General features: G+C 61.8%; 21 protein-coding genes and 1 pseudogene. 4 read left to right on the top strand and 18 right to left on the bottom strand.

The features are described from left to right. Positions 1-9: 9 nt before the first annotated feature. The 11 genes and pseudogenes from kdpA to BM413_RS00675 all read right to left on the bottom strand — a co-directional run bounded on the left by kdpA (position 10) and on the right by BM413_RS00675 (position 12,232). Positions 10-1,713, bottom strand: coding sequence for a potassium-transporting ATPase subunit KdpA (gene kdpA / locus BM413_RS00725; protein ID WP_091909022.1), 1,704 nt, complete (start codon positions 1,711-1,713; stop codon positions 10-12). Positions 1,714-1,747: 34 nt separating this feature from the next. Then, positions 1,748-1,837, bottom strand: a complete 90-nt coding sequence (gene kdpF / locus BM413_RS00720; protein ID WP_091909018.1) for a K(+)-transporting ATPase subunit F — start codon at positions 1,835-1,837, stop codon at positions 1,748-1,750. Between the two features lie 404 nt (positions 1,838-2,241). Beyond that, positions 2,242-2,640 carry a F0F1 ATP synthase subunit epsilon gene (locus tag BM413_RS00715; protein ID WP_091909016.1) on the bottom strand — a complete coding sequence of 133 codons (399 nt, stop codon included), beginning with the start codon at positions 2,638-2,640 and terminating at the stop codon, positions 2,242-2,244. A gap of 98 nt (positions 2,641-2,738) precedes the next feature. Continuing rightward, positions 2,739-4,385, bottom strand: a complete 1,647-nt coding sequence (gene atpD, locus BM413_RS00710; RefSeq protein ID WP_091909013.1) for a F0F1 ATP synthase subunit beta — start codon at positions 4,383-4,385, stop codon at positions 2,739-2,741. A gap of 77 nt (positions 4,386-4,462) precedes the next feature. Further along, positions 4,463-5,353: a F0F1 ATP synthase subunit gamma gene (locus BM413_RS00705; RefSeq protein WP_091909010.1), complete on the bottom strand. Its 891-nt coding sequence runs from the start codon at positions 5,351-5,353 to the stop codon at positions 4,463-4,465. Positions 5,354-5,369: 16 nt separating this feature from the next. Beyond that, positions 5,370-6,899, bottom strand: coding sequence for a F0F1 ATP synthase subunit alpha (atpA, locus tag BM413_RS00700; protein ID WP_091909007.1), 1,530 nt, complete (start codon positions 6,897-6,899; stop codon positions 5,370-5,372). Next, entirely contained in the window at positions 6,899-7,459 is a 561-nt protein-coding gene (locus BM413_RS00695; protein WP_091909003.1) for a F0F1 ATP synthase subunit delta, read from the bottom strand. Before BM413_RS00695 ends, atpA begins: the two co-directional genes overlap by 1 nt. A 237-nt stretch (positions 7,460-7,696) precedes the next feature. Beyond that, positions 7,697-8,092, bottom strand: coding sequence for an AGROH133_08824 family phage infection protein (locus BM413_RS00690; RefSeq protein WP_091909000.1), 396 nt, complete (start codon positions 8,090-8,092; stop codon positions 7,697-7,699). Between the two features lie 89 nt (positions 8,093-8,181). Then, a complete protein-coding gene (locus BM413_RS00685; RefSeq protein ID WP_091908997.1) occupies positions 8,182-8,883 on the bottom strand; it encodes an aspartate/glutamate racemase family protein in 702 nt (233 codons plus the stop codon). A 64-nt stretch (positions 8,884-8,947) separates the two neighbouring features. Further along, positions 8,948-9,735: pseudogene (rhuM, locus tag BM413_RS00680) on the bottom strand (RhuM family protein). Between the two features lie 313 nt (positions 9,736-10,048). Then, complete coding sequence (locus BM413_RS00675) at positions 10,049-12,232, bottom strand: primosomal protein N' (protein WP_091908994.1); 2,184 nt, start codon at positions 12,230-12,232, stop codon at positions 10,049-10,051. A gap of 94 nt (positions 12,233-12,326) precedes the next feature. On the opposite strand from BM413_RS00675, the gene fsa reads away from it, so the two are divergent. Continuing rightward, positions 12,327-12,983, top strand: coding sequence for a fructose-6-phosphate aldolase (gene fsa / locus BM413_RS00670; RefSeq protein WP_091908991.1), 657 nt, complete (start codon positions 12,327-12,329; stop codon positions 12,981-12,983). On the opposite strand, the gene BM413_RS00665 is transcribed toward fsa, so the two are convergent. Genes BM413_RS00665 through leuS form a run of 3 tightly spaced genes read right to left on the bottom strand, consistent with a single transcriptional unit; the run spans position 12,980 to position 17,350 of the window. After that, positions 12,980-14,125, bottom strand: coding sequence for an AAA family ATPase (locus tag BM413_RS00665; protein ID WP_091908988.1), 1,146 nt, complete (start codon positions 14,123-14,125; stop codon positions 12,980-12,982). The genes fsa and BM413_RS00665 overlap by 4 nt on opposite strands. A 50-nt stretch (positions 14,126-14,175) precedes the next feature. Further along, positions 14,176-14,742, bottom strand: a complete 567-nt coding sequence (lptE, locus tag BM413_RS00660; RefSeq protein WP_091908984.1) for an LPS assembly lipoprotein LptE — start codon at positions 14,740-14,742, stop codon at positions 14,176-14,178. Continuing rightward, positions 14,729-17,350, bottom strand: a complete 2,622-nt coding sequence (leuS, locus tag BM413_RS00655; protein WP_091908981.1) for a leucine--tRNA ligase — start codon at positions 17,348-17,350, stop codon at positions 14,729-14,731. Before leuS ends, lptE begins: the two co-directional genes overlap by 14 nt. A gap of 144 nt (positions 17,351-17,494) precedes the next feature. On the opposite strand from leuS, the gene BM413_RS00650 reads away from it, so the two are divergent. Together BM413_RS00650 and BM413_RS00645 are read left to right on the top strand one after the other, a co-directional pair. Beyond that, positions 17,495-18,157: a YggS family pyridoxal phosphate-dependent enzyme gene (locus BM413_RS00650; protein WP_091908978.1), complete on the top strand. Its 663-nt coding sequence runs from the start codon at positions 17,495-17,497 to the stop codon at positions 18,155-18,157. A gap of 104 nt (positions 18,158-18,261) precedes the next feature. Continuing rightward, positions 18,262-19,311, top strand: coding sequence for an aldo/keto reductase (locus BM413_RS00645; protein ID WP_091908975.1), 1,050 nt, complete (start codon positions 18,262-18,264; stop codon positions 19,309-19,311). 48 nt (positions 19,312-19,359) lie between these two features. Here BM413_RS00645 and BM413_RS00640 read toward each other — a convergent pair whose 3' ends face one another. Beyond that, on the bottom strand, positions 19,360-19,632 hold the full coding sequence (locus BM413_RS00640) for an usg protein (protein WP_091908972.1): 273 nt from the start codon (positions 19,630-19,632) through the stop codon (positions 19,360-19,362). Positions 19,633-19,933: 301 nt separating this feature from the next. Between BM413_RS00640 and acs the strand changes: the two genes are divergently transcribed. Further along, positions 19,934-21,889 (top strand): acetate--CoA ligase, encoded by a 1,956-nt coding sequence (acs, locus tag BM413_RS00635; protein WP_091908969.1) that lies wholly within the window; start codon positions 19,934-19,936, stop codon positions 21,887-21,889. A 390-nt stretch (positions 21,890-22,279) separates the two neighbouring features. Here the strand turns inward: acs and BM413_RS00630 are convergent, their stop codons facing one another. The 3 genes from BM413_RS00630 to BM413_RS00620 all read right to left on the bottom strand — a co-directional run bounded on the left by BM413_RS00630 (position 22,280) and on the right by BM413_RS00620 (position 25,288). Then, positions 22,280-23,671, bottom strand: a complete 1,392-nt coding sequence (locus BM413_RS00630; protein WP_091908966.1) for a TadE/TadG family type IV pilus assembly protein — start codon at positions 23,669-23,671, stop codon at positions 22,280-22,282. Positions 23,672-23,942: 271 nt separating this feature from the next. Next, positions 23,943-24,812 (bottom strand): transglutaminase-like domain-containing protein, encoded by an 870-nt coding sequence (locus BM413_RS00625; protein ID WP_091908962.1) that lies wholly within the window; start codon positions 24,810-24,812, stop codon positions 23,943-23,945. Between the two features lie 254 nt (positions 24,813-25,066). Continuing rightward, positions 25,067-25,288, bottom strand: coding sequence for a DUF1674 domain-containing protein (locus BM413_RS00620; protein ID WP_091908959.1), 222 nt, complete (start codon positions 25,286-25,288; stop codon positions 25,067-25,069). Positions 25,289-25,320 lie beyond the last annotated feature (32 nt).

Here is a 25,320-nt window from a genome sequence, read left to right as displayed (position 1 = left end):
TCTTCCAAATTAGAAGGTCTGGCCGGCAGCGATCGCCAGATGTTCAGCAATCGGGCCGAGCGCCAGCGCGGGCAGGAAGGTGAGGCCGCCGACGATCAGGATGACGCCGACCAGCAGGCCGACGAACAGGCCGCTGTCGGTCGGGAAGGTGCCGGCAGACGCCGGAACCGTCTTCTTGGCCGCCAGCGAACCGGCGATAGCCAGTGCAGGCACGATGACCAGGAAGCGGCCCATCATCATGACGATGCCGAGCGTGATGTTGTACCAGGGCGTGTTGCCGGTGAGGCCGCCGAAGGCCGAGCCGTTGTTGGCTGCCGCCGAGGTGTAGGCATAGAGGATCTCCGAGAAGCCGTGCGGCCCCTGATTGGCGATCGACGCCACCGAGGATGGCATGACGACGCTGATGGCGGTGAAGACCAGCATGGCCAGCGGCAGGCAGAGCATGGCCAGCATCGCCATCTTCACTTCCTTGCCCTCGATCTTCTTGCCGAGATATTCGGGCGTGCGCCCGACCATCAGGCCAGCGACGAAGATGGCGATGATGACGAAGATCAGGATGCCGTAGAGACCAGCACCGACGCCGCCGACGATGACCTCGCCGAGCTCCATGTTGATGATCGGGATCATGCCGCCGAGTGCGGTGAACGAGTCATGCATGGCATTGACCGCGCCACAGGACGCCGCAGTGGTGACGACGGCGAACAGTGCGGAAAGCGGAATGCCGAAGCGTACTTCCTTGCCTTCCATATTGCCGCCCTCGACGCCGAGCGCATGGATCAGCGGATTGCCGGCGGCTTCCGCCCAATAGGTGACGGTAACGCCAACGATGAACAGCACACCCATGGCGGAAAGGATCGCCCAGCCCTGACGCTGGTTGCCGACCATGCGGCCGAAGACGTTGGTAAGCGCCGCTCCGATTGCGAAGATGGTGACCATCTGGACGAGATTGACCAGCGCGTCGGGGTTTTCGAAGGGATGCGCAGAGTTGGCGTTGAAGAAGCCGCCGCCATTGGTGCCGAGCATCTTGATCGCCAGCTGCGAGGCGACCGGTCCGACAGCGATGGTCTGCCTGGCGCCTTCGAGTGTCGTCGCATCGATGTAGGCGCCCAGCGTCTGCGGCACGCCGCTATAGACATAGAACAGCGTCAGCACGATACAGAGCGGCAGAAGGATGTAGAGCGTCGAGCGCGTCAGATCGACCCAGAAATTGCCGATCGACTTGGCGGACGCACGGGAGAAGCCGCGCACCAGGGCGATGGCCAGCGCCATGCCAGTCGCGGCAGAAACGAAATTCTGCACCGTCAGGCCGGCCATCTGCACGAGATAGGACATGGTGCTTTCGCCGCCATAGTTCTGCCAGTTGGTGTTGGTGACGAAGCTTGTCGCCGTGTTGAAGGCAAGCTCGGGTCCGACCGCGCCCATGCCGGCGGGATTGAAGGGCAAGCCCGCCTGGAAGCGCTGCAACGCATAGAGAACGAGGAAGCCGAGCAGGTTGAAGGCGAGCATGCCCGCGGCATAGGTCGTCCAGTGCTGGTCCTCGTTTTCACTGGTGCCGGCGAGGCGATAGAGCAGGCGCTCAAACGGCGCGAAGATGAAGGACAGGAAGGTGCGCTCGCCCTGATAGACGCGCGTCATGTAGCCGCCGAGCGGCTTGACGAGAAGAACGACGATCCCGCAGAAAATCAGGATCTGGATCCAGCCGTTGATGGTCATGGCTTTTCTACTTTCGCAGTCATGATGATGGCCGTCAGAAGCGCTCGGGGCGGATCAGGGCGAAGATGAGATAGACGGTGAGCAGCAGCGTGACGCCGCCTGAGAGGACGTAATCGATCAGCATCTGTCTCGCTCCTAAAGCCGGTCGCAGCCGAGCGTGTAGGCATAGAACAGCCCGAAGGAGACGATGCCCAAGGCTACGAGGATGAAGTCCCACATGGTGACGCAGTCTCCAAAAGTTCTCGCCGCGCGACGTGAGCCGCGCGGTCAAAGAGAGATGACCGATGATGTCGCGCGCACGGAAACCGTCGGTCGCGAAGCATCACTTGCAGGGAGAAGATGTCACCGACGCCATAAAGGTTCGAGACGAGCCGCAGGCCAAAGAAATAGGAATTTCATAAAGATCGCACTGGCAGTACGGGCCTATTAAAGGCGACGCTCGAGCGACCGATACTGCTGAAACGAAAAAAGCCTCCGTCCCTATCGGGACGAAGGCTTTTCAAAAGGTTGAGACTTTTGAGCCGGCTCTTAGAGCGCGGCTTCCAGCGTCGTGAGCTGGTTCAGGAAGGCCTCGGCGCGGGTCTTGGTCTCGTCGTCCTTGGCGTCGGCTGCATCCTCGCGCGCATCCTGGATGCGGCGGGCGAGATCCTCGCGGTCGATGCTCGCCACCGGCACGGCCGATTCGGCAAGCAGCGTGCAGCCGGACGGCAGGATGTCGGCGAAACCGCCGAACACGACATAGCGCTCGTCGGCGCCGGCCACGGTCTTGACCGTGACGACGCCCGGCTTGATCGTGGTCATCACCGGCGCGTGGTTGGCCAGAACCGTCATCTCGCCTTCCGCACCGGGAATGACGACGGACTGCACCTCTTCCGAAACGAGCAGACGCTCGGGCGAGACCAGTTCGAATTTGAAAGCTTCAGCCATGTTCGCTCTAGTGAGTGGGGAGTAGTGAGTAGTGAGTGGGGAACAGAAGCTCCGACTTCACCATCTCACTACTTCACTACCTCACTACTCCCTTTAATTTACGCAGCTTCCGCTGCCAGACGCTGTGCCTTTTCGATGGCCATGTCGATCGAGCCGACCATGTAGAAGGCTGCTTCCGGCAGGTGATCGTATTCGCCTTCGACCAGACCCTTGAAGCTCTTGATCGTGTCTTCGAGCGGCACGAGCTGGCCAGGCGAGCCGGTGAACACTTCGGCCACGAAGAAGGGCTGCGACAGGAAGCGCTCGACCTTGCGGGCGCGGGCAACCGTCACCTTGTCTTCTTCCGACAGCTCGTCCATGCCCAGGATGGCGATGATGTCCTGCAGCGACTTGTAGCGCTGAAGGATTTCCTGGACGCGGCGGGCAACCTGGTAGTGCTCTTCGCCGACGATCAGCGGATCGAGCATGCGCGAGGTCGAGTCGAGCGGATCGACGGCCGGGTAGATGCCCTTTTCCGAGATCGCGCGGTTAAGCACGGTCGTCGCGTCAAGGTGCGCGAACGAAGTCGCAGGCGCCGGATCGGTCAAGTCGTCGGCCGGCACGTAGATGGCCTGCACGGACGTGATCGAGCCCTTGTGGGTCGTGGTGATGCGTTCCTGCATCTGGCCCATGTCAGTCGACAGCGTCGGCTGATAGCCCACGGCCGAAGGAATACGGCCGAGAAGTGCGGACACTTCCGAACCCGCCTGCGTGAAGCGGAAGATGTTGTCGACGAAGAACAGAACGTCCTGGCCCTGGTCGCGGAAATGCTCGGCGATCGTCAGGCCGGAGAGAGCGACGCGGGCGCGCGCACCGGGCGGCTCGTTCATCTGGCCGAACACCAGGGCGCATTTCGAACCTTCGGTCGAGCCGTTGTTCTCATGCGGGTCCTTGTTGACGCCCGATTCGATCATTTCGTGGTAAAGGTCGTTGCCCTCGCGGGTACGCTCGCCGACGCCGGCGAACACTGAGTAACCACCGTGCGCCTTGGCGACGTTGTTGATCAGTTCCTGGATCAGAACGGTCTTGCCGACGCCGGCGCCGCCGAACAGGCCGATCTTGCCGCCGCGGGCGTAAGGTGCCAGCAGGTCGACGACCTTGATGCCGGTGACGAGAATCTGCGCTTCCGTCGACTGGTCGACATAGGCCGGAGCGTCCTGGTGGATGGCGCGGCGCGCCTTGGTCTTGACCGGGCCTGCTTCGTCGACCGGCTCGCCGATGACGTTCATGATGCGGCCGAGCGTTTCGTCGCCGACCGGAACCGTGATCGGCTCGCCCGTGTCGTAGACCGCCTGGCCGCGAACCAGACCTTCCGAAATGTCCATGGCGATACAGCGTACGGTGTTTTCGCCGAGATGCTGCGCCACTTCGAGAACGAGACGGTTGGAGCCGTTCATGGTCTCAAGTGCGTTCAGGATCTTCGGCAGGTTGCCGCCCTCGAAGGAAACGTCGACGACGGCGCCGATGACCTGGCTGACCTTGCCGGCCGCACCCTTGGCCGACATGGCCGTTGACGACGACTTGGCCGCCACTGCCTTGGTGGCAACGGCTTTCGCCGGGGCTGCCTTGGCAGGAACTGCCTTGGCCGGGGCCGCCGCTGCCGTCACGGCAGGAGCCTTTGCGGCCGCTGCCTTGGCGGGCGCTGCCTTCTTTGCTGCCGGGGCCTTCGCCGCCGGAGCCGCTTTCGGAGTAGCTGCTTTAGCCATTGTGGTAACCTCTTTGGTCCGTTTTCTGTTTCCACATGATCGATCGGAAAGCCTGCGGCTTTCCTCAGGTCACGTGACTAGAGCGCTTCCGCGCCCGAAATGATTTCGATCAGTTCTTTGGTGATCTGCGCCTGACGCTGGCGGTTGTACGACATCGTCAGCTTGTTGATCATGTCGCCGGCGTTGCGCGTTGCATTGTCCATCGCGCTCATCTTGGCGCCCATCTCGCCGGCGGCGTTTTCGAGCAGAGCCCGGAAAACCTGCACGGAGATGTTGCGCGGAATGAGGTCGCTCAGGATCTCGCCCGGCTCGGGTTCGTATTCGTAGACGGCGCCGCCGGTAACGTCCGCGCTCGCATTCGTATCCGCAGCGGGTGCTGCAGCCGGAATGATCTGCTGCGCGGTCGGAACCTGGCTGATCACCGACTTGAATTCCGAATAGAACAGCGTGCAGACGTCGAAGGCGCCTTCGTTGAACAGCCCGATCACCTTCTTGGCGATCGCATCGGCATGAACGAAGCCGACCTGCTTGGCTTCGCGCAGATCGACGCGCTCGATGATCAGCGAAGCGTAGTCGCGGCGAAGGATGTCAAAACCCTTCTTGCCGACGCAGATGATCTTCACCGTCTTGCCGGCAGCGATCAGCTTGCGGGCATGATCGCGGGCAAAGCGCGCGATCTGCGAATTGAAGCCGCCGCAAAGACCGCGCTCGGCCGTGCAGACGACGAGCAGGTGCGCGTCGTCCTTGCCGGTGCCGGTCATTAGCGCCGGGGCATCGCCACCGCCGCCGACCGCCTGGGCGATGTTCGCCAGAACGGCACCCATCCGCTGCGAATAGGGCCGGGCGGCTTCCGCCGCTTCCTGGGCGCGGCGCAGCTTCGCCGCGGCGACCATCTGCATCGCCTTGGTGATCTTCTGCGTCGCCTTGACCGAGGCGATACGGTTACGGAGGTCTTTTAACGAGGCCATGCCTTACCCGTCAGTGTCAGGCGAAGTTTTTCGCGAAAGCGTCGATATGTTCCTTGAGCTTGGCGCGGAGACCATCGCTCAGCGCCTTCTCCTTGCGGATGCCGTCGAGAACGTCCTTGCCGTCGGCGCGCATATGCGCAAGCAGACCCTGCTCGAACTTGCCGACCTGGTTGAGGGCGAGCTTGTCGAGGTAGCCGTTGACGCCAGCATAGATCACCGCAACCTGCTCTTCCGTCTTCAGCGGCGAGAACTGCGGCTGCTTCAGGAGCTCGGTCAGGCGTGCGCCGCGGTTGAGCAGGCGCTGCGTGGCGGCATCGAGGTCGGAGCCGAACTGCGCGAAGGCCGCCATTTCGCGGTACTGCGCGAGCTCGCCCTTGATCGAGCCGGCGACCTGCTTCATCGCCTTGATCTGGGCCGACGAACCGACGCGCGACACCGAGAGACCGACGTTCACGGCAGGACGGATGCCCTGGAAGAACAGGTTGGTTTCAAGGAAGATCTGGCCGTCGGTGATCGAGATCACGTTGGTCGGGATGTAGGCCGAAACGTCGTTGGCCTGCGTTTCGATGACCGGCAGAGCCGTCAGCGAGCCATTGCCGTTTTCGTCGTTGAGCTTTGCAGCGCGCTCGAGCAGGCGCGAGTGCAGGTAGAAGACGTCGCCCGGATAGGCTTCGCGGCCCGGCGGGCGGCGCAGCAGCAGCGACATCTGGCGATAAGCGACGGCCTGCTTGGACAGATCGTCATAGGAGATCAGCGCGTGCATGCCGTTGTCGCGGAAATATTCGCCCATGGCGCAACCGGCGAACGGTGCCAGGAACTGCATCGGCGCCGGATCGGAAGCGGTGGCGGCGATGATGATGGAGTAGTCGAGCGCACCGCGCTCTTCCAGGACCTTCACGAACTGCGCGACGGTCGAGCGCTTCTGGCCGACGGCGACATAGACGCAGAACAGCTTTTCCGATTCCGGACCGCTGTCGTGGATGGCCTTCTGGTTGAGGATGGTGTCGAGAATGATGGCGGTCTTGCCGGTCTGGCGATCGCCGATGACCAGCTCGCGCTGGCCGCGACCGACCGGGATGAGCGCGTCGATGGCCTTGAGGCCGGTCGACATCGGCTCATGCACCGACTTGCGGGGGATGATGCCGGGCGCCTTTACGTCGACGCGGCGACGCTCTGCTGCCTTGATCGGGCCCTTGCCGTCGATCGGGTTGCCGAGCGCGTCGACGACGCGGCCGAGCAGGCCGGGGCCGACAGGCACGTCGACGATGGCGCCGGTCCGCTTGACGGTGTCGCCTTCCTTGATGTCACGGTCGTTGCCGAAGATGACGACGCCGACATTGTCGCTTTCGAGGTTCAGCGCCATGCCGCGGATGCCGCCGGGGAACTCGACCATCTCGCCCGCCTGGACGTTGTCGAGACCGTAAACGCGGGCGATACCGTCACCGACGGAAAGCACCTGACCGACTTCGGAGACTTCAGCCTCCTTGCCGAAATTCTTGATCTGGTCTTTGAGAATTGCGGAAATTTCCGCGGCGCGGATGTCCATCAGCCGACCTCTTTCAGTGCAAGCTTGAGCGAATTGAGTTTGGTTTTGAGCGACGTGTCGATCTGGCGCGAGCCCATCTTGACCACCAGCCCGCCGAGAAGTGACGGATCGACGGTGACCGTGATGGACACGTCCTTGCCGGCGACGCTTTTCAGCGCAGCCTTCAGTTCGGTTTTCTGGGCGGCAGACAGGTCATGCGCCGAAGTGACTTCGGCAGCAACCTCGCCGCGCGCCTCGGCGGCAATCTCGCGGAACGCCTTGATCATGCCCGGCACGGCGAAGAGGCGGCGGTTCTGCGCCACGACGCGAAGGAAGTTGCCGACCAGGCCGGTGATCTTCGCCTTGTCGGCGATGGCGGTGATGGCCTTGAACTGCTCATCGGCCGAGAACACCGGGCTCTTGATCATGCGTGTGAGATCATCGCTACCGGCGAGCAATGCTTCGAAGCGGCCGAGGTCGCCTTCGACCTTGGAAATCTGCTTCGACTGCGCTGCCAGTTCGTAAAGCGAACCCGCATAGCGTTCGGCAACTGCTGAGATTGGCGAGCTAGACTTTGCCACGGTCCGTCTTTTCTCTTGTCTGACAGGCCGGAAGATTCTTAGGCTGGAGTCTGGAACTCTGGCTAAATCTTTGACCTTGCTGCGTTTTATCGATCTGGCGGAAGCGGCTGTCGCATCCCCCGATCGAAAGTCGATTGCCGTCTAGCACACGCTTTTCAGAGTCGCAACACGTTGGCGAAGCGGCTTTTAGGCAGATTTGTCGCATGCTGCGCGCAGATAGGCGCCAACAGGCTCCAATCAGGCGATAAAGCCGAAGGCGAAGGCCAGCGGCAATGCAGCCAGAACGAGTGCCACGATCAGCCAGACCCAGTTGTAAACCCCGTTCCCCTGATCCGACAGCATCGAGATGATACGGCCGAAAACAGTGAACAGCCAGGAGAAACCGAGCGCCATGTAAAGCAGCGGCTGGGCGAGCAGAATGCAGCACAGGCCAACGCCGAGGTAGAAGCCGGACATGGTCGCCCGCGCCTCTGAAACCGCCTCGGGATGATTCTCGACAGTCTGCAGGCGCAGGATGCGCAACGATAGCCGTGGCCCGAAAAGCAGCAGCAGTCCAAACAGCACCGTGACGACGGCTGAAGACCACGCCAGCCATTCACCCTGCGTGACCGGCCAGGGAAGCGCAAATTCCATGATGTCCCCTCGAAAAATGTTCTGGTCTAAACCGCGCGCATTCTAGCGTGCGATGTCAGCCGCGCCAGATGGGGCGTCAAATTTACCGCTTAAAGCTCACCCAGGGCGAACTCGACGGCCGTCTGCGCATGGATGCGCGTCGTATCGAACACGGGTATGTCGAAATCCTGCTCGCAAATGAGCATGGTTATTTCCGTGCAGCCCATGATGACGCTGTCGATACCGTCATCGCGCCGCATCCGCTCGACCTCGGCGATGTAAGCGGCCTTCGACGCTTCGTTGACGATGCCGCGGCAGAGTTCCTCATAGATGACATGGTGCACCATATCGCGCCCGGCCATATCAGGCACTGCCGGCGAAAGCCCGAATTTCTCGGTCAGCCTGCCCTTGTAGAAATCCTCTTCCATGGTGAAGCGCGTCGCCAGAAGCGCCGGCCGCACGCACCCTGCCCGCTTGACGGCCGTCGCAGTCGCGTCGGCTATGTGGATCAGCGGGATCGACACGGCTGCCTGAACCTCGTCGGCGAGCTTGTGCATGGTGTTCGTGCAGATCAACAGCCCCTCGGCGCCCGCCGCCTCCAGCCTGCGGGCCGCATCGATCATCAGCGCCGCAGCACCGCGCCAGTCGCCGGCATGCTGGCGCTCGGCGATCTCGGCAAAATCGAACGACCACAGCAGCAGCTTTGCTGAGTGCAATCCGCCCAGCCGCTCGCGCACGATCTCGTTGAGATGACGATAATAGATCGCCGTGCTCTCCCAGCTCATGCCGCCGATAAGACCAAGGGTTTTCATTGCGCCTGCTCCAAACGATTTTTAGCTACTTTTATATGCTGGAGATTTTAAGCCTATGCGCCAACTAACGGCGCGGCGTCTTAGGGAGCTTTTTCACTTCGGATGCAAGGCTGCTGATGAGTTGTTCAGCCTCCTTTTGGCGCTGAAGCTTACGATCGAGATCAAACTTTTCGTACTGTTTCTCGGCCGCCCGTTTCGCATCCATCGCTTTCACTGATCCGCCATGCCGCAGCACCGATCGGCCAAGCTGTTCCAGCTGCCGTTCAAGAAGATTCTGCGCGTCCTGCATCACGACCAGCCTGCCCAAATCCAACTGATCCTCGAAAATATCCAGCAAGATCATGGTCAGCCTGTTGAGTTCCCTGATTTCGGCTTCAGCGAGATAGTTTTTTGAAATGGCCACATCCTGCTTGCGGATTTTGTCATTTGGCCATGTCTGTAGCCCCATGTTTTCTGCTGTGTGGTCGGCGTCACGATTTCAGCGGGCGTTTCCGACGTGACTGCACAGACAAGCTTGGCCTGGGTGCGCTGGTAAAATTCCCGAGCTGCGTCCGTCGTGCCGTCGTAATCCTGGCACATGGCGCAAATGCGCTGCAGTTCGCGATATACATTCGCTTCATCAGAACGAATGTCGCGAATGATCTCACGAAGCTCCGCAACACGATCAGTGTTTGCGGGCTGTTTCAGGCGAGGGGCATCGACAACGAAGCCCTTTTTGGCGAATTGCACGAGCACGCCGGTCGCCCATCTGCGAAAGACCGTCGCTTGAGCGGACGAAACGCGATAGCCGACCGAGATAATTACATCGAGATTATGCAGTGTGACTGGACGGCTTGAGCCTGCAATATGCATTTTTTGCATATTGCCCTCTTCCTCCAATTCGCCATCTTCCAAAATGTTCTGGACGTGCCGGGAAATGACGGACTGATCTCGGCCAAAAAGCTCTGCAATCTGGGCCTGAGTCATCCAGAGTGTTTCGCCCTCATACCGTATATCGAGGCGGAGACCCTTGGGGGTAGCATAGACGAGAAAGCGATCGCCGGTCTCCGTGTCCTCCAAAAGATGAACCGGTTCATCGGCAGCAGCATTCATTACTTCGTTCTCTCCAGCCTCACCCAAGACGGAACATTATAGCAACATCCGACTTCGGCGCCAGCGGCGCAGCTCACAAAAAGCTCTGCGGATCGATGTCGACCTGCACCCGCACGGAGCCACGTATCTTGGGTCCGTTGGCGAGCATGGCGCGCAGATAGCCTTGCATGTCTGCCGGCCGGTCGCCCTGCACCAGCAGCCGGAAGCGGTGGCGCCCGGCGACCATGGCCAGCGGCGCCTCGGCCGGGCCCAGCACATGGATATCGCGCGCCGGCGGTGCGGCGCGGCGCAGAAGCCGCGCATGGCTTTCGGCATCGGGGCGATTGTCGGCGCTGACGATGATGCCTGCAAGCCGCCCGAAAGGCGGCAGCGCCGACTTTTCGCGCTCGAGGATTTCGCGCTCGTAAAACGCCTCGGCGTCGCCCGAGACGATCGCCCGCATCACCGGGTGCTCCGGCTGGTAGGTCTGGAGCAGGCCGAGGCTTTTCTTGCCGGTGCGCCCTGCCCGCCCCGTCACCTGGGACAGCAGCTGGAACGTCCGCTCGGCGGCGCGCGGATCGCCATTGGCGAGGCCAAGATCGGCATCGATGACGCCAACCAGCGTCATGTTCGGAAAATTGTGCCCCTTGGCCACCAATTGCGTGCCGATGACGATATCGGCCTCGCCCTTGGCGATGGCTTCCAGCTCCAGCCGCAGCCGCTTCACCCCGCCCATCATGTCGGAAGAAAGCACTATCGTTCTTGCGTCTGGAAAATGCCCGACGACTTCCTCGGCGATGCGCTCCACCCCCGGCCCGCAGGCGACGAGATGATCGAGCGTCCCGCATTCGGGGCAGGCTTCCGGGCGCTTTTCATTGTGTCCGCAATGGTGGCAAACGAGCTGGCCGCGAAAGCGGTGCTCGACCAGCCAGGCCGAACAGGACGGGCACTGGAAGCGGTGCCCGCAGACCCGGCACAGCGTCAGCGGCGCATAGCCGCGCCGGTTGAGGAACAGCAGCGATTGCTCCTCTCTCTCCAGCGTGCGGCGCATGTGGTCGACAAGCACCGGCGACAGGAAACCGCCGCGCGCCGGCGGGGCGCGGCGCAGGTCGATCGACTTGATGTCGGGAAGGGCAGCCTCAGCAAAACGCGCCGACAGCACGGCACGGCCATAGCGGCCCTGGCTCGCATTGACCCGGCTCTCGACCGACGGCGTGGCGGAAGCCAGCACCACCGGGAAGCTGCCGATATGGCCGCGCACCACGGCCATGTCGCGTGCATTGTAGAAGACACGGTCCTCCTGCTTGTAGGCAGGGTCGTGTTCTTCATCGACGACGATCAGCCCGAGCTCCTTGAAAGGCAGGAACAGCGCCGAGCGCGCGCCGGCAACCACACGCACGCCGCCTTCGGCCAGTTGCCGCCAGACGCGCTCGCGTTTCTTAGGTGCAAGATCGGAATGCCATTCGGCGGGCTTTGCGCCGAACCTGTCCTGGAAGCGCTCCAGAAACGCCTGCGTCAGCGCGATTTCCGGCAGCAGGATCAGCACCTGCTTGCCCTTTTCAAGGGCGGCTGCCACTGCCTCGAAATAGACTTCCGTCTTGCCCGAACCGGTCACGCCGTCGAGCAGCGTCACGCTGAACCCGCCTGCCTCGCCTTTGGCGCGCAATTCCTTCGCGGCAATGTCCTGGTCGCCGATCAGCTCCGCCTTCCCATAGGTCGGGTCGGGCGCGGCCACCACCGGGCGCGGCGGGATCATCACCGTTTCGAACACGCCCTGCGCTTTCAGCCCGTCGATCACGGTGGACGACACGCCGGCCGCGTGCGCCAGCCCCGATCGCGTCCAGGCCATGCCGTCGGAGGCCATTTCCAGAGCGCGTGCTCGCGCCGCCGTCATCCGATCGGGATCATTGGCCGCGCGCTGCAGGCCCTCCACCCAGGGTTCCGGATCGAAAGCTTCCGGCGCGCGCAGGATCATGCGCGCCACCATGCCGGGCGGCGACAGCGTATAGGACGCGATCCAGTCGACGAACCGGCGCATCGCCTGATCCACCGGCGGGCAGTCGAATACATGCGAGATCGCCCGCAGCTTCTTGGCGTCGACCGCTTCGCCCGGCCCATCCCAGACGATGCCGGCCACTTCGCGCGGCCCCAGCGGCACGCGCACGATCGAACCCGGCACCACGCTCATGCCAGCCGGCACGGCATAGGTGTAGGGGCGCTCGGCCGGCATCGGTACCAGAACCGGCACTGCCTTGGTTTCGAACGAATCGTGCTTCATGGCGCGTGACCTTGCCCGGACTTTGCGTTAGAGCAAAGGCCGATCAACGACGCGCCTCCCGAGACGCTGACATTTTTGCCAAGGAGATACTCCCATGAAATTCTTCGTCGATACCGCCGACGTGAAGGAAATCCGCGAACTCAACGATCTCGGCCTTCTCGACGGCGTCACCACAAACCCGTCGTTGATCCTCAAGTCCGGCCGCAACATCGCCGAAGTCACCAAGGAAATCTGCGATATCGTCGACGGCCCGGTTTCAGCGGAAGTGACGGCTACCGAATACTCCGAGATGATGAAGGAAGCCAAGGTCCTCTCCAAGATCGCCGACAATGTCTGCATCAAGGTGCCGCTGACGCTTGACGGCCTCAAGGCCTGCAAGTCGATCCGCACCGACCTCGGCCGCCAGGTCAATGTCACGCTGTGCTTCTCGGCTACCCAAGCGCTGCTTGCCGCCAAGGCCGGCGCCAGCTTCATCTCGCCCTTCATCGGCCGCCTCGACGATATGGGCTTCGACGGCATGGAACTCATCGCCGAGATCCGCCAGATCTACGACAACTACGATTTCGACACCGAAATCCTCGCCGCCTCGATCCGCACTGTCGATCACGTCAAGCGCGCAGCCCTCATCGGCTCGGACGTCGCCACCGTCCCGCCGGCAACGCTGAAGGCGCTGGTCAAGCATCCGCTGACCGACAAGGGCCTTGAGCAGTTCCTGGCCGACTGGGCCAAGACCGGCCAGAAGATCGGCTAATCATTTTCGTCGAGATTGCCGGCGGGCATCATGCCCGTCGGCCGCATGCCTTCGATCATCGTCGCGCCATTGAGGCGAATGACCGTCAAGGCCCTGGCGCCGGTGCGCTCCCCGATCATCTCGGCCAATTCACGCGAGTGGGTCACCACCCAGACCTGCGTCCGCTCGGCCGCCTGCGCGATCATGTCGGCAAGCGCCGGCAGCATTTGCGGATGCAAACTTGTTTCCGGCTCGTTGAGCGCGATCAGCCGCGGCAGGCGGTAGGATAGAAGCGCCCCCGCCAAAGCGACGAAACGCAGCTGCCCGTCGGAAAGCTCTTCCGGCCTGAAAACGCGCTGCGGAAACTCCGGCGTGACGAGGCCGAAACTCGCAGTCTCCTTCGGCACGGGGATATCCAACAGCGCCCCGCCCAGTGCCTCGGCGATGCAGCGGTCGAGATCGTCCGTGTCCTGCCGGATATGCTTCAGCGTGGCGAACACGGCTGCAAGATTGGCGCCGTCCTCGTCGAGCAATGGCGAGGTGACCGCCAGGGCCGGTTTGCGAACCGGCGAATCGCGGTCGGTCCGAAAGCCATGATAGAATCGCCAGCCGAGCACCGCCGCGCGAAGGTCGCCGATCTCGGGATAACGCCCGGAATTGCCGAGCGAGGAAAGTGCCGTTTCCGAGTTGAGCATCTTCACCGGGTGCTCGATGCGCCGCCCGTCGCCGTCGCGGGCAAAAACCGCGGGCCCCTTGCGCGTCATCATCTCTACTGGCCGGCGGCCAGGTTCGACGGACAGCGTCTCTTCCTTGATGTGCGGCTCGAAACCAAACCCCGCCGAAGCAGGCGGGGGCAGGCCGATCTCGACCTGATAGGATGATTTCACCGCCGTATCGTCGTCTTCGAAATCGGCGCGAAGGATGACGCGAACGGGTTGCCCGGCCCGGCGCCTGCCGGACCACAGTGCCGACTGCATGCCGCCTTCACGCGCAATTTCAGTGGCCAGCGTGCCTTCGGCCGAAGCCTTGATGAGCTGAAGCGCGCGGTAGAGGTTCGACTTGCCGACGCCGTTTTCGCCGACGAACAACCCTATCTGTCCGACGTCGAGCCGGATGGACATCAGCGATCGGTAGCCGGCGGCGGAAAGTGACGTCAGGCGCATGGTTCACGACACCACGGCGGTTCCGGCCCGCGAGAAAACGCGAGCTGGAATCAGAGCTTCGACAGATCCTGCGCGATGGAAAGCTGCAGCAGTTCGGCAAGTTCGCGCGCCGCGCGGTCCTGCGCATTCTTTTCCGCACGCAGGGCCGCATAGCCCTGACGCGGAATATCGTATGACGACGAGACGCTGCGCTTGCCGCGGGCCACGACCTTTCCAGTCTTGATTTCTGTCAGCACATAGCTGGAGGCCACGGTCATCGTGCCGGCGGTCGGCTCGTCTTCGGTGACGCGCTGGACGATTGCCGCCGCGGTTTTCACCGCGGTTACGCCGAGATTGAGCGAATAGGCCGGACTTGCGGGCTGGCCCGCGCCGCCGTTGAAGCCGAAGATCAGGTGGTTGCGAACTTCCTGCCCGTAACGGGTCTCCACCGGCTTGATGGCAATGGAGCGCAGGGCCGTTGTCGTGCTAACCGACGCCCCCGGCGCCATAGGCGCGTTGGAATACAAAGGCCGCACGGTGCAGGCCGAGACGATAGCCATCGCCGCAACGACACCAAGCACGGCCATGCCGCGCGAGAAGGAGACCGGGAATTTCCGCGACTGATCAGGCAACGACATTGACGATCCTCTGAAGCACCACGATTACCTTGCGGGGGGTCTTTCCTTCAAGCGCCTTCTGGACGAAATCGAGCGCCAGCACCGCCTTTTCGACGGCACCTTGATCTGCGTCGCGGGCAATTGTCAAATCGCCGCGCTTCTTGCCGTTCACCTGCACCGGATAGGTGAATTCATTGTCCACGACCAGCGCCGGATCGAACACCGGCCATGGCCGCTCGGAAACGAGTCCCTCGCCGCCAAGCGTTGCCCAGCACTCCTCGGCCAGATGCGGCATGATCGGCGCGATCAGCTGCACGAGGATTTCAGACGCCTCGCGCGTCGCCGCCTTCAGTGCCTCGTCGCCTCTGCCTTCACCGATCTCACCGACCGGTCCGGTCATGGCATTCGCGAGCTCATAGATGCGTGCGATCGCGCGGTTGAAGGCGAGCTTTTCGATATCCTCGCCAACCGCCTTCAGCGCCTTGTGGGCAGCCTTCGACACAGTGCCCGCCTCGCCGTCCTGCGACGACGCAGCCTTGACGCCGGCAAGCTGCTCGGCAGCCGTCGAGACCAGACGCCAGACGCGCTGGATGAAGCGATGGGCGCCGGCGGCACCGTCGTCGGTCCACTCCACGTCGCGCTCGGGCGGCGAATCCGACAGCATGAACCAGCGCGCGGTGTCGGCGCCATAGCCGTCGGTGATCTCTTCCGGGCTCACCGTATTCTTCTTCGACTTCGACATCTTTTCGAGCGGACCGATCTCGGCGATCTCGCCGGTCTCGATCACGATCGCGCGACGATCAGCATCGCTGCCCTCGATCCGCACCTCGGTCGGCGTCAGCCAGCGTCCGTCGGCGGTCTTGTAGGTCTCGTGCACGACCATGCCCTGTGTGAACAAGCCCTTGAACGGCTCGGCAAGATCGACATGCCCTGTCTCGCGCATGGCGCGGGTGAAGAAGCGCGAATAGAGCAGATGCAGGATCGCGTGCTCGATGCCGCCGATATACTGGTCCACCGGCAGCCACTCGTTGGCAGCCTTCGGGTCGGTCGGCTCGTTCTCCCAGGGCGCGGTGAAGCGCGCGAAATACCACGACGAATCGACGAACGTGTCCATCGTGTCGGTTTCGCGGCGCGCATCCTTGCCGCATTGCGGGCATTTCACATGCCGCCAGGTCGGATGGCGGTCGAGCGGATTGCCCGGCTTGTCGAAGTCGATGTCGTCCGGCAGCTTGACCGGCAGGTCGGCCTTCGGCACCGGCACCACGCCGCAATCCTCGCAATGGATCATCGGGATCGGGCAGCCCCAGTAACGCTGGCGCGAAATGCCCCAGTCGCGCAGGCGGAACTGCACCTTGCGCTCGCCCATCGGCCGGTTGCCGATGGTCTTGGCTTCCAGCAGCTTGGCCACTTCCTCGAAAGCGGCCTTTGGCGTCATGCCGTCGAGGAAGCGCGAATTGATCATCACGCCGTCATCGGTATAGGCCTCCTCGGTGACCTGGAATGTCGCCGCATCGCCGTCTTCCGGCATCACCACCGGAATCACCGGCAGGCCGTATTTGTTGGCGAAATCGAGGTCGCGCTGGTCGCCCGACGGACAGCCGAAGATCGCGCCCGTGCCATATTCCATCAGCACGAAATTGGCGACGTAGACCGGCAGCGTCCAGCTGTCGTCAAAAGGATGCACGACGCGGATGCCCGTATCGAAGCCCTTCTTCTCGGCAGTCTCGAGAGCGGCCACCGACGTGCCCATGCGCCGGCATTCGTCGGCAAAAGCTGCGAGTTCCGGATTGGTCTCGGCGGCTTTCTTCGCCAGCGGGTGGTCGGCTGCGATCGCCATGAAGGAGGCACCGAAGATCGTGTCGGGCCGCGTCGTGTAGACTTCCAGCTCACCCTCACCGTTAGGGGAAGTACCCTCGGCGATCGGCCAGCGGATCAGCAGGCCTTCCGAGCGGCCGATCCAGTTCGACTGCATGGTGCGGACCTTTTCCGGCCACTCCGTCAATCCGTCGAGCGAATCGAGCAGGTCCTGCGCATAGTCGGTGATCTTGAAGAACCACTGCGTCAGCTCGCGCTGTTCTACCAGCGCGCCGGAGCGCCAGCCGCGCCCGTCGATGACCTGCTCGTTGGCAAGCACCGTCATGTCCTCCGGGTCCCAATTGACCTTGGAGGATTTGCGCGTCACCAGCCCCTTGGCGACGAAATCGAGGAACAGCATCTGCTGGCGGTGATAATAATCGACGTCGCAGGTCGCGAATTCGCGCGTCCAGTCGATCGACAGTCCCATGACCTTGAGCTGCGCGCGCATGGTCGCGATGTTCTCATAGGTCCAGTCCTTGGGATGGACCTTGTTCTGCATGGCGGCATTTTCCGCCGGCATGCCGAAGGCGTCCCAGCCCATTGGGTGCAGTACGTTGAAACCCTTGGCGCGCTTGTAGCGGGCCACAACGTCGCCCATCGTGTAGTTGCGCGTGTGGCCGATATGGATGCGTCCCGACGGATAGGGGAACATCTCCAGCACGTAGTATTTCGGGCGCGGATCGTCGTTCTTCGTCTCGAAGAGCTTTTTTGCATCCCAGGCCTTTTGCCACTTGGGTTCGGATGCGCGCGGATTGTATCGTTCGGTTGCCATCGGGTGTTTTTCACTTAAAAGCATGCGCGAAACCGCAGGCCGCAGCCTGACAGTTCGCAAAATGTGGTCCGGGTGTTCACCATGGATTGCCGAACCCGTCAACTCCGGCAACTGGGACCCCGACAAAATGCAGCAGGACGTGACATGGAAAAATCGGTCGAACAGCTCGCACTGGTGAAGGAAAAGATCGCGGCCTCCGAGCAAGAAGCCAAGCGCCCGGCAGGTTCCGTGACGCTTGTCGCCGTGTCGAAAACTTTCGAGGCAAGCGAAATCCGCCCGGTGATCGAGGCCGGCCAGCGCGTGTTCGGCGAGAACCGCGTGCAGGAAGCGCAAGGCAAATGGCCAGCGCTGAAGCAGGAATTTCCCGATCTCGAACTGCACCTGATCGGCCCGTTGCAATCCAACAAGGCCAGGGAGGCTGTCGCCCTGTTCGATGTCATCGAGACCGTCGATCGCGAAAAGATTGCCGCCGAACTCGCTAAGGAAATCGCCAGGCAAGCCAAAGCGCCAAAGCTCTATGTCCAGGTCAACACCGGCTCCGAGCCGCAAAAGGCTGGCATCGAGCCGAAAGAGGCCGTCGCCTTCGTCAAGCGCTGCCGCGAGCTTCACAATCTCGCGATCGAGGGCCTGATGTGCATTCCCCCGGCGGACGAAAACCCCGGCCCGCATTTCGCCCTGCTCGAAAAACTGGCGCGCGAGGCCAACGTCGGGAAACTTTCGATGGGCATGTCCGGCGACTACGAACTCGCCGTCGCCTTCGGCGCGACTTCGGTGCGCGTCGGCTCGGCGATCTTTGGGAGCCGGTAGTTTTGAGAAAACCGCATCGCCCCAAAAAGATCGTGGCTCCGTCATTGTAACGAAACGTGCCGTTCCTATATGGTTGATGTAATCCACATCATCGGGAGCGTCGCATGCGCTACAATCAACTCGGAAATACGGGGATGTTCGTCTCCGAACTCTGCCTTGGCACCATGACATTCGGGGCCGCCGGCGAAAATGCCCAATGGGGCGCCATCGCCAGCCTCGACCAGAAAGGTGTCGATGAAATCGTCAGCCGCTCGCTGGCCGCCGGTATCAATTTCTTCGACACCGCCGACGTCTATTCCTTCGGCCAGTCAGAACGCCTTCTCGGCCAGTCGCTGAAGAACCTCGACGTCAAACGCGAAAATGTCGTCATCGCCACCAAGGTTCATGGCCAGATGGGCGAAGGGCCGAACCAGCGCGGTTCCTCACGCGGCCACATCATGGATTCGGTCGACGCCAGCCTCGAACGCCTCCAGACTGACCATATCGACCTCTACCAGCTCCACGGCACGGACACCGTGACGCCGATCGACGAGACGCTTCGCGCGCTCGACGATCTCGTCGCCGGCGGCAAGGTCCGCTATGTCGGCGTGTCGAACTGGCAGGCCTGGCGCATCGCCAAGGCGCTGGGTATCTCGGAGCGAAAGAACATCGCCCGGTTTGAAACCGTCCAGTCGTACTATTCCATCGCCGGCCGCGATCTGGAACGCGAGATCGTGCCTCTCCTCAATGAGGAAAAGCTCGGCCTGATGGTGTGGTCGCCCATGGCCGGCGGCCTCCTCTCCGGCAAATACGGCCCCGGCGCGCCCGGCAATGGCGACGGCCGCCGCAACGCCTTCAATTTCCCACCGGTCAATGAGGATCGCGCCTGGGCGGCGGTCGCCGTCATGCGCGAGATCGCGAAGAAGCATGATGTCAGCGTCGCCACGGTGGCGCTTGGTTATGTCCTGGCAAAGCCCTTCGTCATGAGCGTCATCATCGGCGCCAGCCGGATGGACCAGCTCGAGCAGAATCTTGCTTCCACACAGCTCAAGCTCGACGCCGACGATCTCGCCAAGCTCGACGAAGTCAGCGCGCTTCCCGCCGAATATCCCGGCTGGATGCTCGAGCGTCAGACTGCCGGCCGACGTCCGGCGCCGTTCGTCGCGAAGAGTTGAGCCCCGGCACTACAGACGGCGGTTGCCTTGCAGCCGCCGTCGCCGACATCAGTGCATCACGAACTCGCCGTTCACATTGCGCCATTCATTCGGCGCGATCAGCTTGCGGTGCGTGTAGCTGACCGAATGCAGCGGACCGTCGAGCTTGGCCTTCCAGAACTCGATAAACCTGAACAGGCCCGGAAATTTCGGGGCCAGGTCATAGTCCTGCCAGATGAAGGTCTGCAGCACATGAGGGTGGTCGGGCATGTGATAGAGAAGCTGTGCCGTGGTCAGCCCGTAACCCTTCAGCATCAGTTCCAGTTCAGAAGTCTCACGCATGGCAATTCTCCCGCCTCAGCCGATCCTCCACAGTCACGATGATGCGACGCGATGATTAACCGGCTACTAACAGCCTATCACGATTCGTGTGATTTCATTCATGAAATCAAATGCTTGGCAGCAAGCATAAGCGAGTGCTGATAGCGCGGCGGCCGCGCAAGACCATCCTGATGGCCGCAACCGCGTCCAAACCCTATGTCTAATATTGTCGCCGGCCCGGGAATGATATTAAGTCCGGCGAATTCCGCGCTACGAAGCGCAGCCGGCGGCGATCGACCGCCGGTCAGTATGGGGAGAGAAAATGTCCGATGTAAAAGTCCACCGCGTCCAGCCGGCGTGGAAGAAGAACGCGTTGATCGACGACGACACCTACCTGAAATGGTATGGCGACAGCGTCAAGAATCCCGACAAGTTCTGGGCCAAGCACGGCAAGCGCATCGACTGGTTCAAGCCCTACACCAAGGTCAAGAACACCTCGTTCACCGGCAAAGTCTCGATCAAATGGTTCGAGGACGGGCTGACCAACGTCTCCTACAACTGCATCGACCGCCACCTGAAGAAGCGCGGCGACCAGACCGCCATCATCTGGGAAGGCGACAATCCATACGACGACAAGAAGATCACCTATAACGAGCTTTACGAGCATGTCTGCCGGCTAGCCAACGTGCTGAAGAAGCACGGCGTCAAGAAGGGCGACCGCGTCACCATCTACATGCCGATGATCCCGGAAGCGGCCTATGCGATGCTCGCCTGTACCCGCATCGGCGCCATCCATTCGATCGTCTTCGGCGGCTTCTCGCCTGACGCTCTGGCCGGCCGCATTGTCGATTGTGAATCGACCTTCGTCATCACCGCCGACGAGGGCCTGCGCGGCGGCAAGACCATCCCGCTCAAGGAAAACACCGACAAGGCGATCGACATTGCCGCCCGCAACCATGTCCGGGTCAAGACCGTCGTGGTCGTGCGCCGCACCGGCGGCAAGGTCGGCTGGGCTCCGGGACGCGACGTCTGGTATCACGACGAAGTCGCCTCGGTTAAGCCGGATTGCAAACCGGAAAAGATGAAGGCGGAAGACCCGCTGTTCATCCTCTATACCTCGGGCTCCACCGGCAAGCCGAAGGGCGTGCTGCACACCACCGGCGGCTATCTCGTCTTTGCCTCGATGACCCACCAATATGTCTTCGATTACCATGACGGTGACATCTACTGGTGCACCGCCGATGTCGGCTGGGTCACCGGCCACAGCTACATCGTCTATGGCCCGCTCGCCAACGGCGCGACGACGCTGATGTTCGAAGGCGTGCCGAACTACCCGTCCGCCTCGCGCTTCTGGGATGTGGTCGACAAGCACAAGGTCAACATCTTCTACACCGCGCCCACCGCCATCCGCGCGCTGATGGGCGCCGGCGACGACCATGTGAAGAAGACTTCGCGCAAGTCGCTGCGCGTGCTGGGTTCCGTCGGCGAACCGATCAACCCGGAAGCCTGGGAATGGTATTTCAACGTTGTCGGCAACAAGAAGGTGCCGATCGTCGATACATGGTGGCAGACCGAGACCGGCGGCATCCTGATCACGCCGCTGCCCGGCGCCACCGACCTCAAGGCCGGCTCGGCGACGCGGCCCTTCTTCGGCGTCCAGCCGCAGCTCGTCGACAATGACGGCAAGGTGCTGGAGGGTGCTGCCGACGGCAACCTGTGCATCGTCGACTCATGGCCGGGCCAGATGCGCACCGTCTATGGCGACCACGAGCGTTTCATCCAGACCTATTTTTCCACCTACAAGGGCAAATACTTCACCGGCGACGGCTGCCGCCGCGACGCCGACGGCTATTACTGGATCACCGGCCGCGTCGACGACGTCATCAACGTCTCCGGCCACCGCATGGGCACAGCCGAGGTCGAATCCGCGCTGGTCTCCCACGACAAGGTGTCGGAAGCCGCCGTCGTCGGCTACCCGCACGACATCAAGGGCCAGGGCATCTACAGCTATGTCACGCTGATGAGCGGCGTCGAATGGTCGGAGGACCTGCGCAAGGAACTCATCGCCCATGTCCGCAAGGAGATCGGCGCCATCGCCTCGCCCGACAAGATCCAGTTCGCGCCGGGCTTGCCGAAAACGCGCTCGGGCAAGATCATGCGCCGCATCCTGCGCAAGATTGCCGAGGACGACTTTGGCGCGCTCGGCGATACATCGACCCTCGCCGATCCGGCGGTTGTCGATGACCTCATCGAGAACCGGCAGAACAAGAAGGGGTAACCCAGACCATCTTATTCCCCTCCCCCTTGCGGGGAGGGGTTAGGGGTGGGAGTCCCATACTCGATTGCCCCGTGATCGGACGCCCCGCACAAGAATGCAAACACCGTTGCAGATTTGCACTTGCGAAATCGGGCAAACAGTCCCACCTTCGGGTTGTGTTCAACAAATGAAAGGAGGTGATCCGATGTCGAGTGGTTTCGGTTTTCAGAGCGAGGGCTCAGCGGATTACCTTTCTGGAGAGCAGTCTCTCCTCTAAAGGTTTTGACGTGCAGCTTGCGGCCCTGAGGGATTGCGGCTGACGCCACGCACTGGACGAAAGTCACGGGAAGGCCGCCTGCTTCTTCGGAAGCGGCGGCCTTTTCCGTTTCTGTGGCGATCCTGCCGCCCGCTCTATTTGGTTAAGGCGAGCGCCTCGATATTGCCGGCGATTTCCTGAAAGGCACTGTTAAGCTGCGCGCCCGTCGAGGTCTCGTAGTAGTGCTTGACCGAGTTAGTGTCGGGGCTGGCGCAATCCTTCATCGTCGCCTTGGCGTTGGTTTCGACCAGTTGGAAGCCAATCGAGAAGACTTCGATGCCGCCGTCTCGCATGGCCTTGCACAGTTTCTTCGCTGCATCGCGTGTCGCCTGCTTGCCAGCGGCAGCGTATGCGGCCTTGTAATCAGTGACGTCAAAGTATGAGAGATTGAACTCGCCGTCCGTCATGAGGATCGCATATTTCGCGACCTTCTTCGGCTCGAGCTTGGCCGGCCGCGCTGCCTCCCCCACCACATCGCCCCATTTTTCGGACAGCATGTACCAGGTCCACTGAACGCCGATATGGCCTCCCGTGCCGCCCAGCGCCTTGAACTCATCTATTCTCTTCTTGAGCGCCGTAGCGTCCGCTGTCAGCGGCATGATTTCGGCATCCGGACATTTGTTGGTGTTGTAATACTCGGCATAGTCGTTGAGGAGATAGTCGCGATGAACCATCGACGTACCAGGGCCTGCGTCAGTGTATTGATACGGGCCTGGCCGTTCGGTGGCACAGTTGTCCTTTGAGCCCCCTCCACCAGATGGCGACGATGAATTTCCTCCGCTGCCCGAAACCGGTTTCGCATCCGCCGTCCCGCCAACGAAACTCCGAGACGTGGAATTTGTCTCCACAAAAACGCTCTTTGCCGCGAGTGCTCCAGCATTCACCGAATTTGCATAGGGCACGATCGCCACGCGCACACGCGGCTTGGTCGCATCCTGCCCTTTGAGGAACGCGTCGACCGCATTCTTCGCTGCGGTCTTGAGGTCGCCGATCTTGTCACCGTTCTTGTCTTTCTCCATCGATCCCGTGACATCCAGCATCATCGCCACTTCGATCTTCCTGTCGGAATAGACTGCAGCCGACTCGGAACCGACACGCGGATCGCCCATGCCGAAAAGCGGGAAGGCCAGCACGACATTGGCATGGGCCGTGGCCGTTATCGTCCGCGCCGTCTGGTCGACGACGAGGTTATCCAGCACGAAACGGTCCTTCGTCGAGAAGCGCGACGTACTGTTAGCGACGAGGAAAGCCTCGACCGTCGCGCGCGCATCCTTCTCCTTGATCGCACCGGTGGTCAGGTCGCGCGCCGTCGAGGTCACGGCCGAATCGAGCGCGGACTGGAGGCTCGATTTCACGTTCAGCGACTGGGCGACATTGATGCCGAAGCCTATGGTCAGAAGCAGTACCGACATCGATACCGCCGCCATCAAGGTGAAGTTGCCGCTTCGATTTTTCGCGAAATCGGATAGTGCCCGCGCCCTACGCATGGTTTTTGCCCCTCAGCCAAGAAAACCCGAGAGCGTCGTAGCAGGAATTTCATCGAATCGGGTTTACAACCTGGGGTTCAATCCACCCGGCAAATATAAGCTTTTGATTTCGAAACGAATTGATGAATTCTGTGCTTAATCGCCGGTAAACCCGGCGCTTTAATTGCACCGGCTTTCACGCCGGCCGCCGCAATAGGGCAGCACGAGGCGCAGCGCGAGCCAGTATCTCGCCTCACCGCCGGAAGTCACAATGGCGAGCACGCAACGCCGCTCAGGAAAGCATCTGCGCATCGAAGGTGCGGTCGATGCCATGCGGCGGAGGCGTCGCCGGATGGCTGTCCTGCTCATAGGTCCAGACCTTGAAGCCGGTCAGCGTGTGTGCGCCGAAGCTGTGCAGCAACGGCACATCGGTTGCATCACGCCCGCGTGCAATCGCCACGCGGCCGATGCGGCGCTTGTTGTGGCGCGCGTCGAACGTGTACCATTTGCCGTCGAGGAAAACCTCGAACCAGGCGTTGAAATCCATCGGCGAGGGATCCGGGGGGATGCCGATATCGCCGAGATAGCCGTTCACGTAGCGGGCCGGAATGTTCATGCAGCGGCAAAGTGCGATCGCCAGATGCGCGAAGTCGCGGCAGACGCCGACGCGCTCGTCATGTGCCTGCGCGGCGGTGCGTGTGGCGCGGGCATAACCGTAGCCGAAGGACAGCCGGTTGTGCACATATTCGGTGATCGCCTGCACACGCGCCCAGCCGCTTGGCACATGGCCGAATTGCTGCCAGGCGATGTCGCCGAGATGATCAGTCTCGCAATAGCGGCTGCCCAAGAGATAGCCGATCACCTCGTCGGGCAGGTCCTGCACCGGCATTTCCCTGGCCAAGGTGTTCAGTTCGTCGGGTTCGCCGCTGTCTTCGACCAGCGCGTCATAGAGAATGCGGAACCCTCCCGCCGGCGCCATGAAGCGGCGGCAAAGATTGCCGTGGACATCCTCGTAAGTGTGGTTTGGAACATTTGGCGAGGTCAGCACCTTCGTCTGCCGCTGGATATCAGCCCGCCGCTCCTTGCAGATTTCCAGCACCGATATCACCGGCATGGGCTGCGTGCATTCGATGGCAATCTCGTAGCCTAGCCGGATCAGCATGGCGCTACCTCGCGATCTTGAGAGAAGATTTTACCCTCAACGCACAATGCCGGCTATCGTTCCGGGGAGTTGTGGCGAGCTACCCAAATGACCGTCTAAAAGAGAGAGGCAAAGATTGTTTGATAACTCGTCCCGCCGAGTCATATGGCGTGGAATTTCGAGAACCGGAGCGGAGCGTACGTTAAAGTACGTGAGCACCGGAAGCGCAGAAAACCGCGCCAGATGGCCGGCGGGGCGAGTTAGGAAGCAATCTTTCAGAAATCGCTCGCCAGACCCTTTATCTCCCAGTCGCCGTAGCGCACCGGCTCGTTGCCGCCGCGGCCACCGATCTCGCGTGGCAGGGCAGCCTCCTGCTTCTTGTAGGCCTGGCGTCGCGCCTCTGCTTCCTTCAGCGCGCGCTCGGCAGCCGGTGACAGCGCCTTGCGTTCAACAGGCTCGACGACCGTTCCGTTACTTTCGGTTGTGTTCTCGGTCATTCGCGAACTCCTGCGGCAGATGATTGAAACCG

It is taken from the genome of Mesorhizobium sp. YR577 (assembly GCF_900116595.1).
Lineage (GTDB): Bacteria > Pseudomonadota > Alphaproteobacteria > Rhizobiales > Rhizobiaceae > Mesorhizobium_M.
Note: the sequence above shows the minus strand (reverse complement) of the source record. Positions and strands in the feature narration are given on the sequence as shown.

What these genes read in the sequence shown, in the direction of transcription:
- fsa (WP_091908991.1), top strand. Translation starts at nt 12,327, where the DNA reads ATGAAATTCTTCGTCGATACCGCCGACGTGAAGGAAATCCGCGAACTC.
- BM413_RS00715 (WP_091909016.1), bottom strand. Translation starts at nt 2,640, where the DNA reads ATGGCTGAAGCTTTCAAATTCGAACTGGTCTCGCCCGAGCGTCTGCTC.
- BM413_RS00685 (WP_091908997.1), bottom strand. Translation starts at nt 8,883, where the DNA reads ATGAAAACCCTTGGTCTTATCGGCGGCATGAGCTGGGAGAGCACGGCG.
- atpD (WP_091909013.1), bottom strand. Translation starts at nt 4,385, where the DNA reads ATGGCTAAAGCAGCTACTCCGAAAGCGGCTCCGGCGGCGAAGGCCCCG.
- BM413_RS00640 (WP_091908972.1), bottom strand. Translation starts at nt 19,632, where the DNA reads ATGCGTGAGACTTCTGAACTGGAACTGATGCTGAAGGGTTACGGGCTG.
- BM413_RS00630 (WP_091908966.1), bottom strand. Translation starts at nt 23,671, where the DNA reads ATGCGTAGGGCGCGGGCACTATCCGATTTCGCGAAAAATCGAAGCGGC.
- BM413_RS00650 (WP_091908978.1), top strand. Translation starts at nt 17,495, where the DNA reads ATGGAAAAATCGGTCGAACAGCTCGCACTGGTGAAGGAAAAGATCGCG.
- BM413_RS00645 (WP_091908975.1), top strand. Translation starts at nt 18,262, where the DNA reads ATGCGCTACAATCAACTCGGAAATACGGGGATGTTCGTCTCCGAACTC.
- atpA (WP_091909007.1), bottom strand. Translation starts at nt 6,899, where the DNA reads ATGGACATCCGCGCCGCGGAAATTTCCGCAATTCTCAAAGACCAGATC.
- acs (WP_091908969.1), top strand. Translation starts at nt 19,934, where the DNA reads ATGTCCGATGTAAAAGTCCACCGCGTCCAGCCGGCGTGGAAGAAGAAC.
- BM413_RS00665 (WP_091908988.1), bottom strand. Translation starts at nt 14,125, where the DNA reads ATGCGCCTGACGTCACTTTCCGCCGCCGGCTACCGATCGCTGATGTCC.
- BM413_RS00690 (WP_091909000.1), bottom strand. Translation starts at nt 8,092, where the DNA reads ATGGAATTTGCGCTTCCCTGGCCGGTCACGCAGGGTGAATGGCTGGCG.
- leuS (WP_091908981.1), bottom strand. Translation starts at nt 17,350, where the DNA reads ATGGCAACCGAACGATACAATCCGCGCGCATCCGAACCCAAGTGGCAA.
- BM413_RS00675 (WP_091908994.1), bottom strand. Translation starts at nt 12,232, where the DNA reads ATGAAGCACGATTCGTTCGAAACCAAGGCAGTGCCGGTTCTGGTACCG.
- BM413_RS00705 (WP_091909010.1), bottom strand. Translation starts at nt 5,353, where the DNA reads ATGGCCTCGTTAAAAGACCTCCGTAACCGTATCGCCTCGGTCAAGGCG.
- kdpA (WP_091909022.1), bottom strand. Translation starts at nt 1,713, where the DNA reads ATGACCATCAACGGCTGGATCCAGATCCTGATTTTCTGCGGGATCGTC.
- kdpF (WP_091909018.1), bottom strand. Translation starts at nt 1,837, where the DNA reads ATGCTGATCGATTACGTCCTCTCAGGCGGCGTCACGCTGCTGCTCACC.
- BM413_RS00625 (WP_091908962.1), bottom strand. Translation starts at nt 24,812, where the DNA reads ATGCTGATCCGGCTAGGCTACGAGATTGCCATCGAATGCACGCAGCCC.
- lptE (WP_091908984.1), bottom strand. Translation starts at nt 14,742, where the DNA reads ATGTCGTTGCCTGATCAGTCGCGGAAATTCCCGGTCTCCTTCTCGCGC.
- BM413_RS00620 (WP_091908959.1), bottom strand. Translation starts at nt 25,288, where the DNA reads ATGACCGAGAACACAACCGAAAGTAACGGAACGGTCGTCGAGCCTGTT.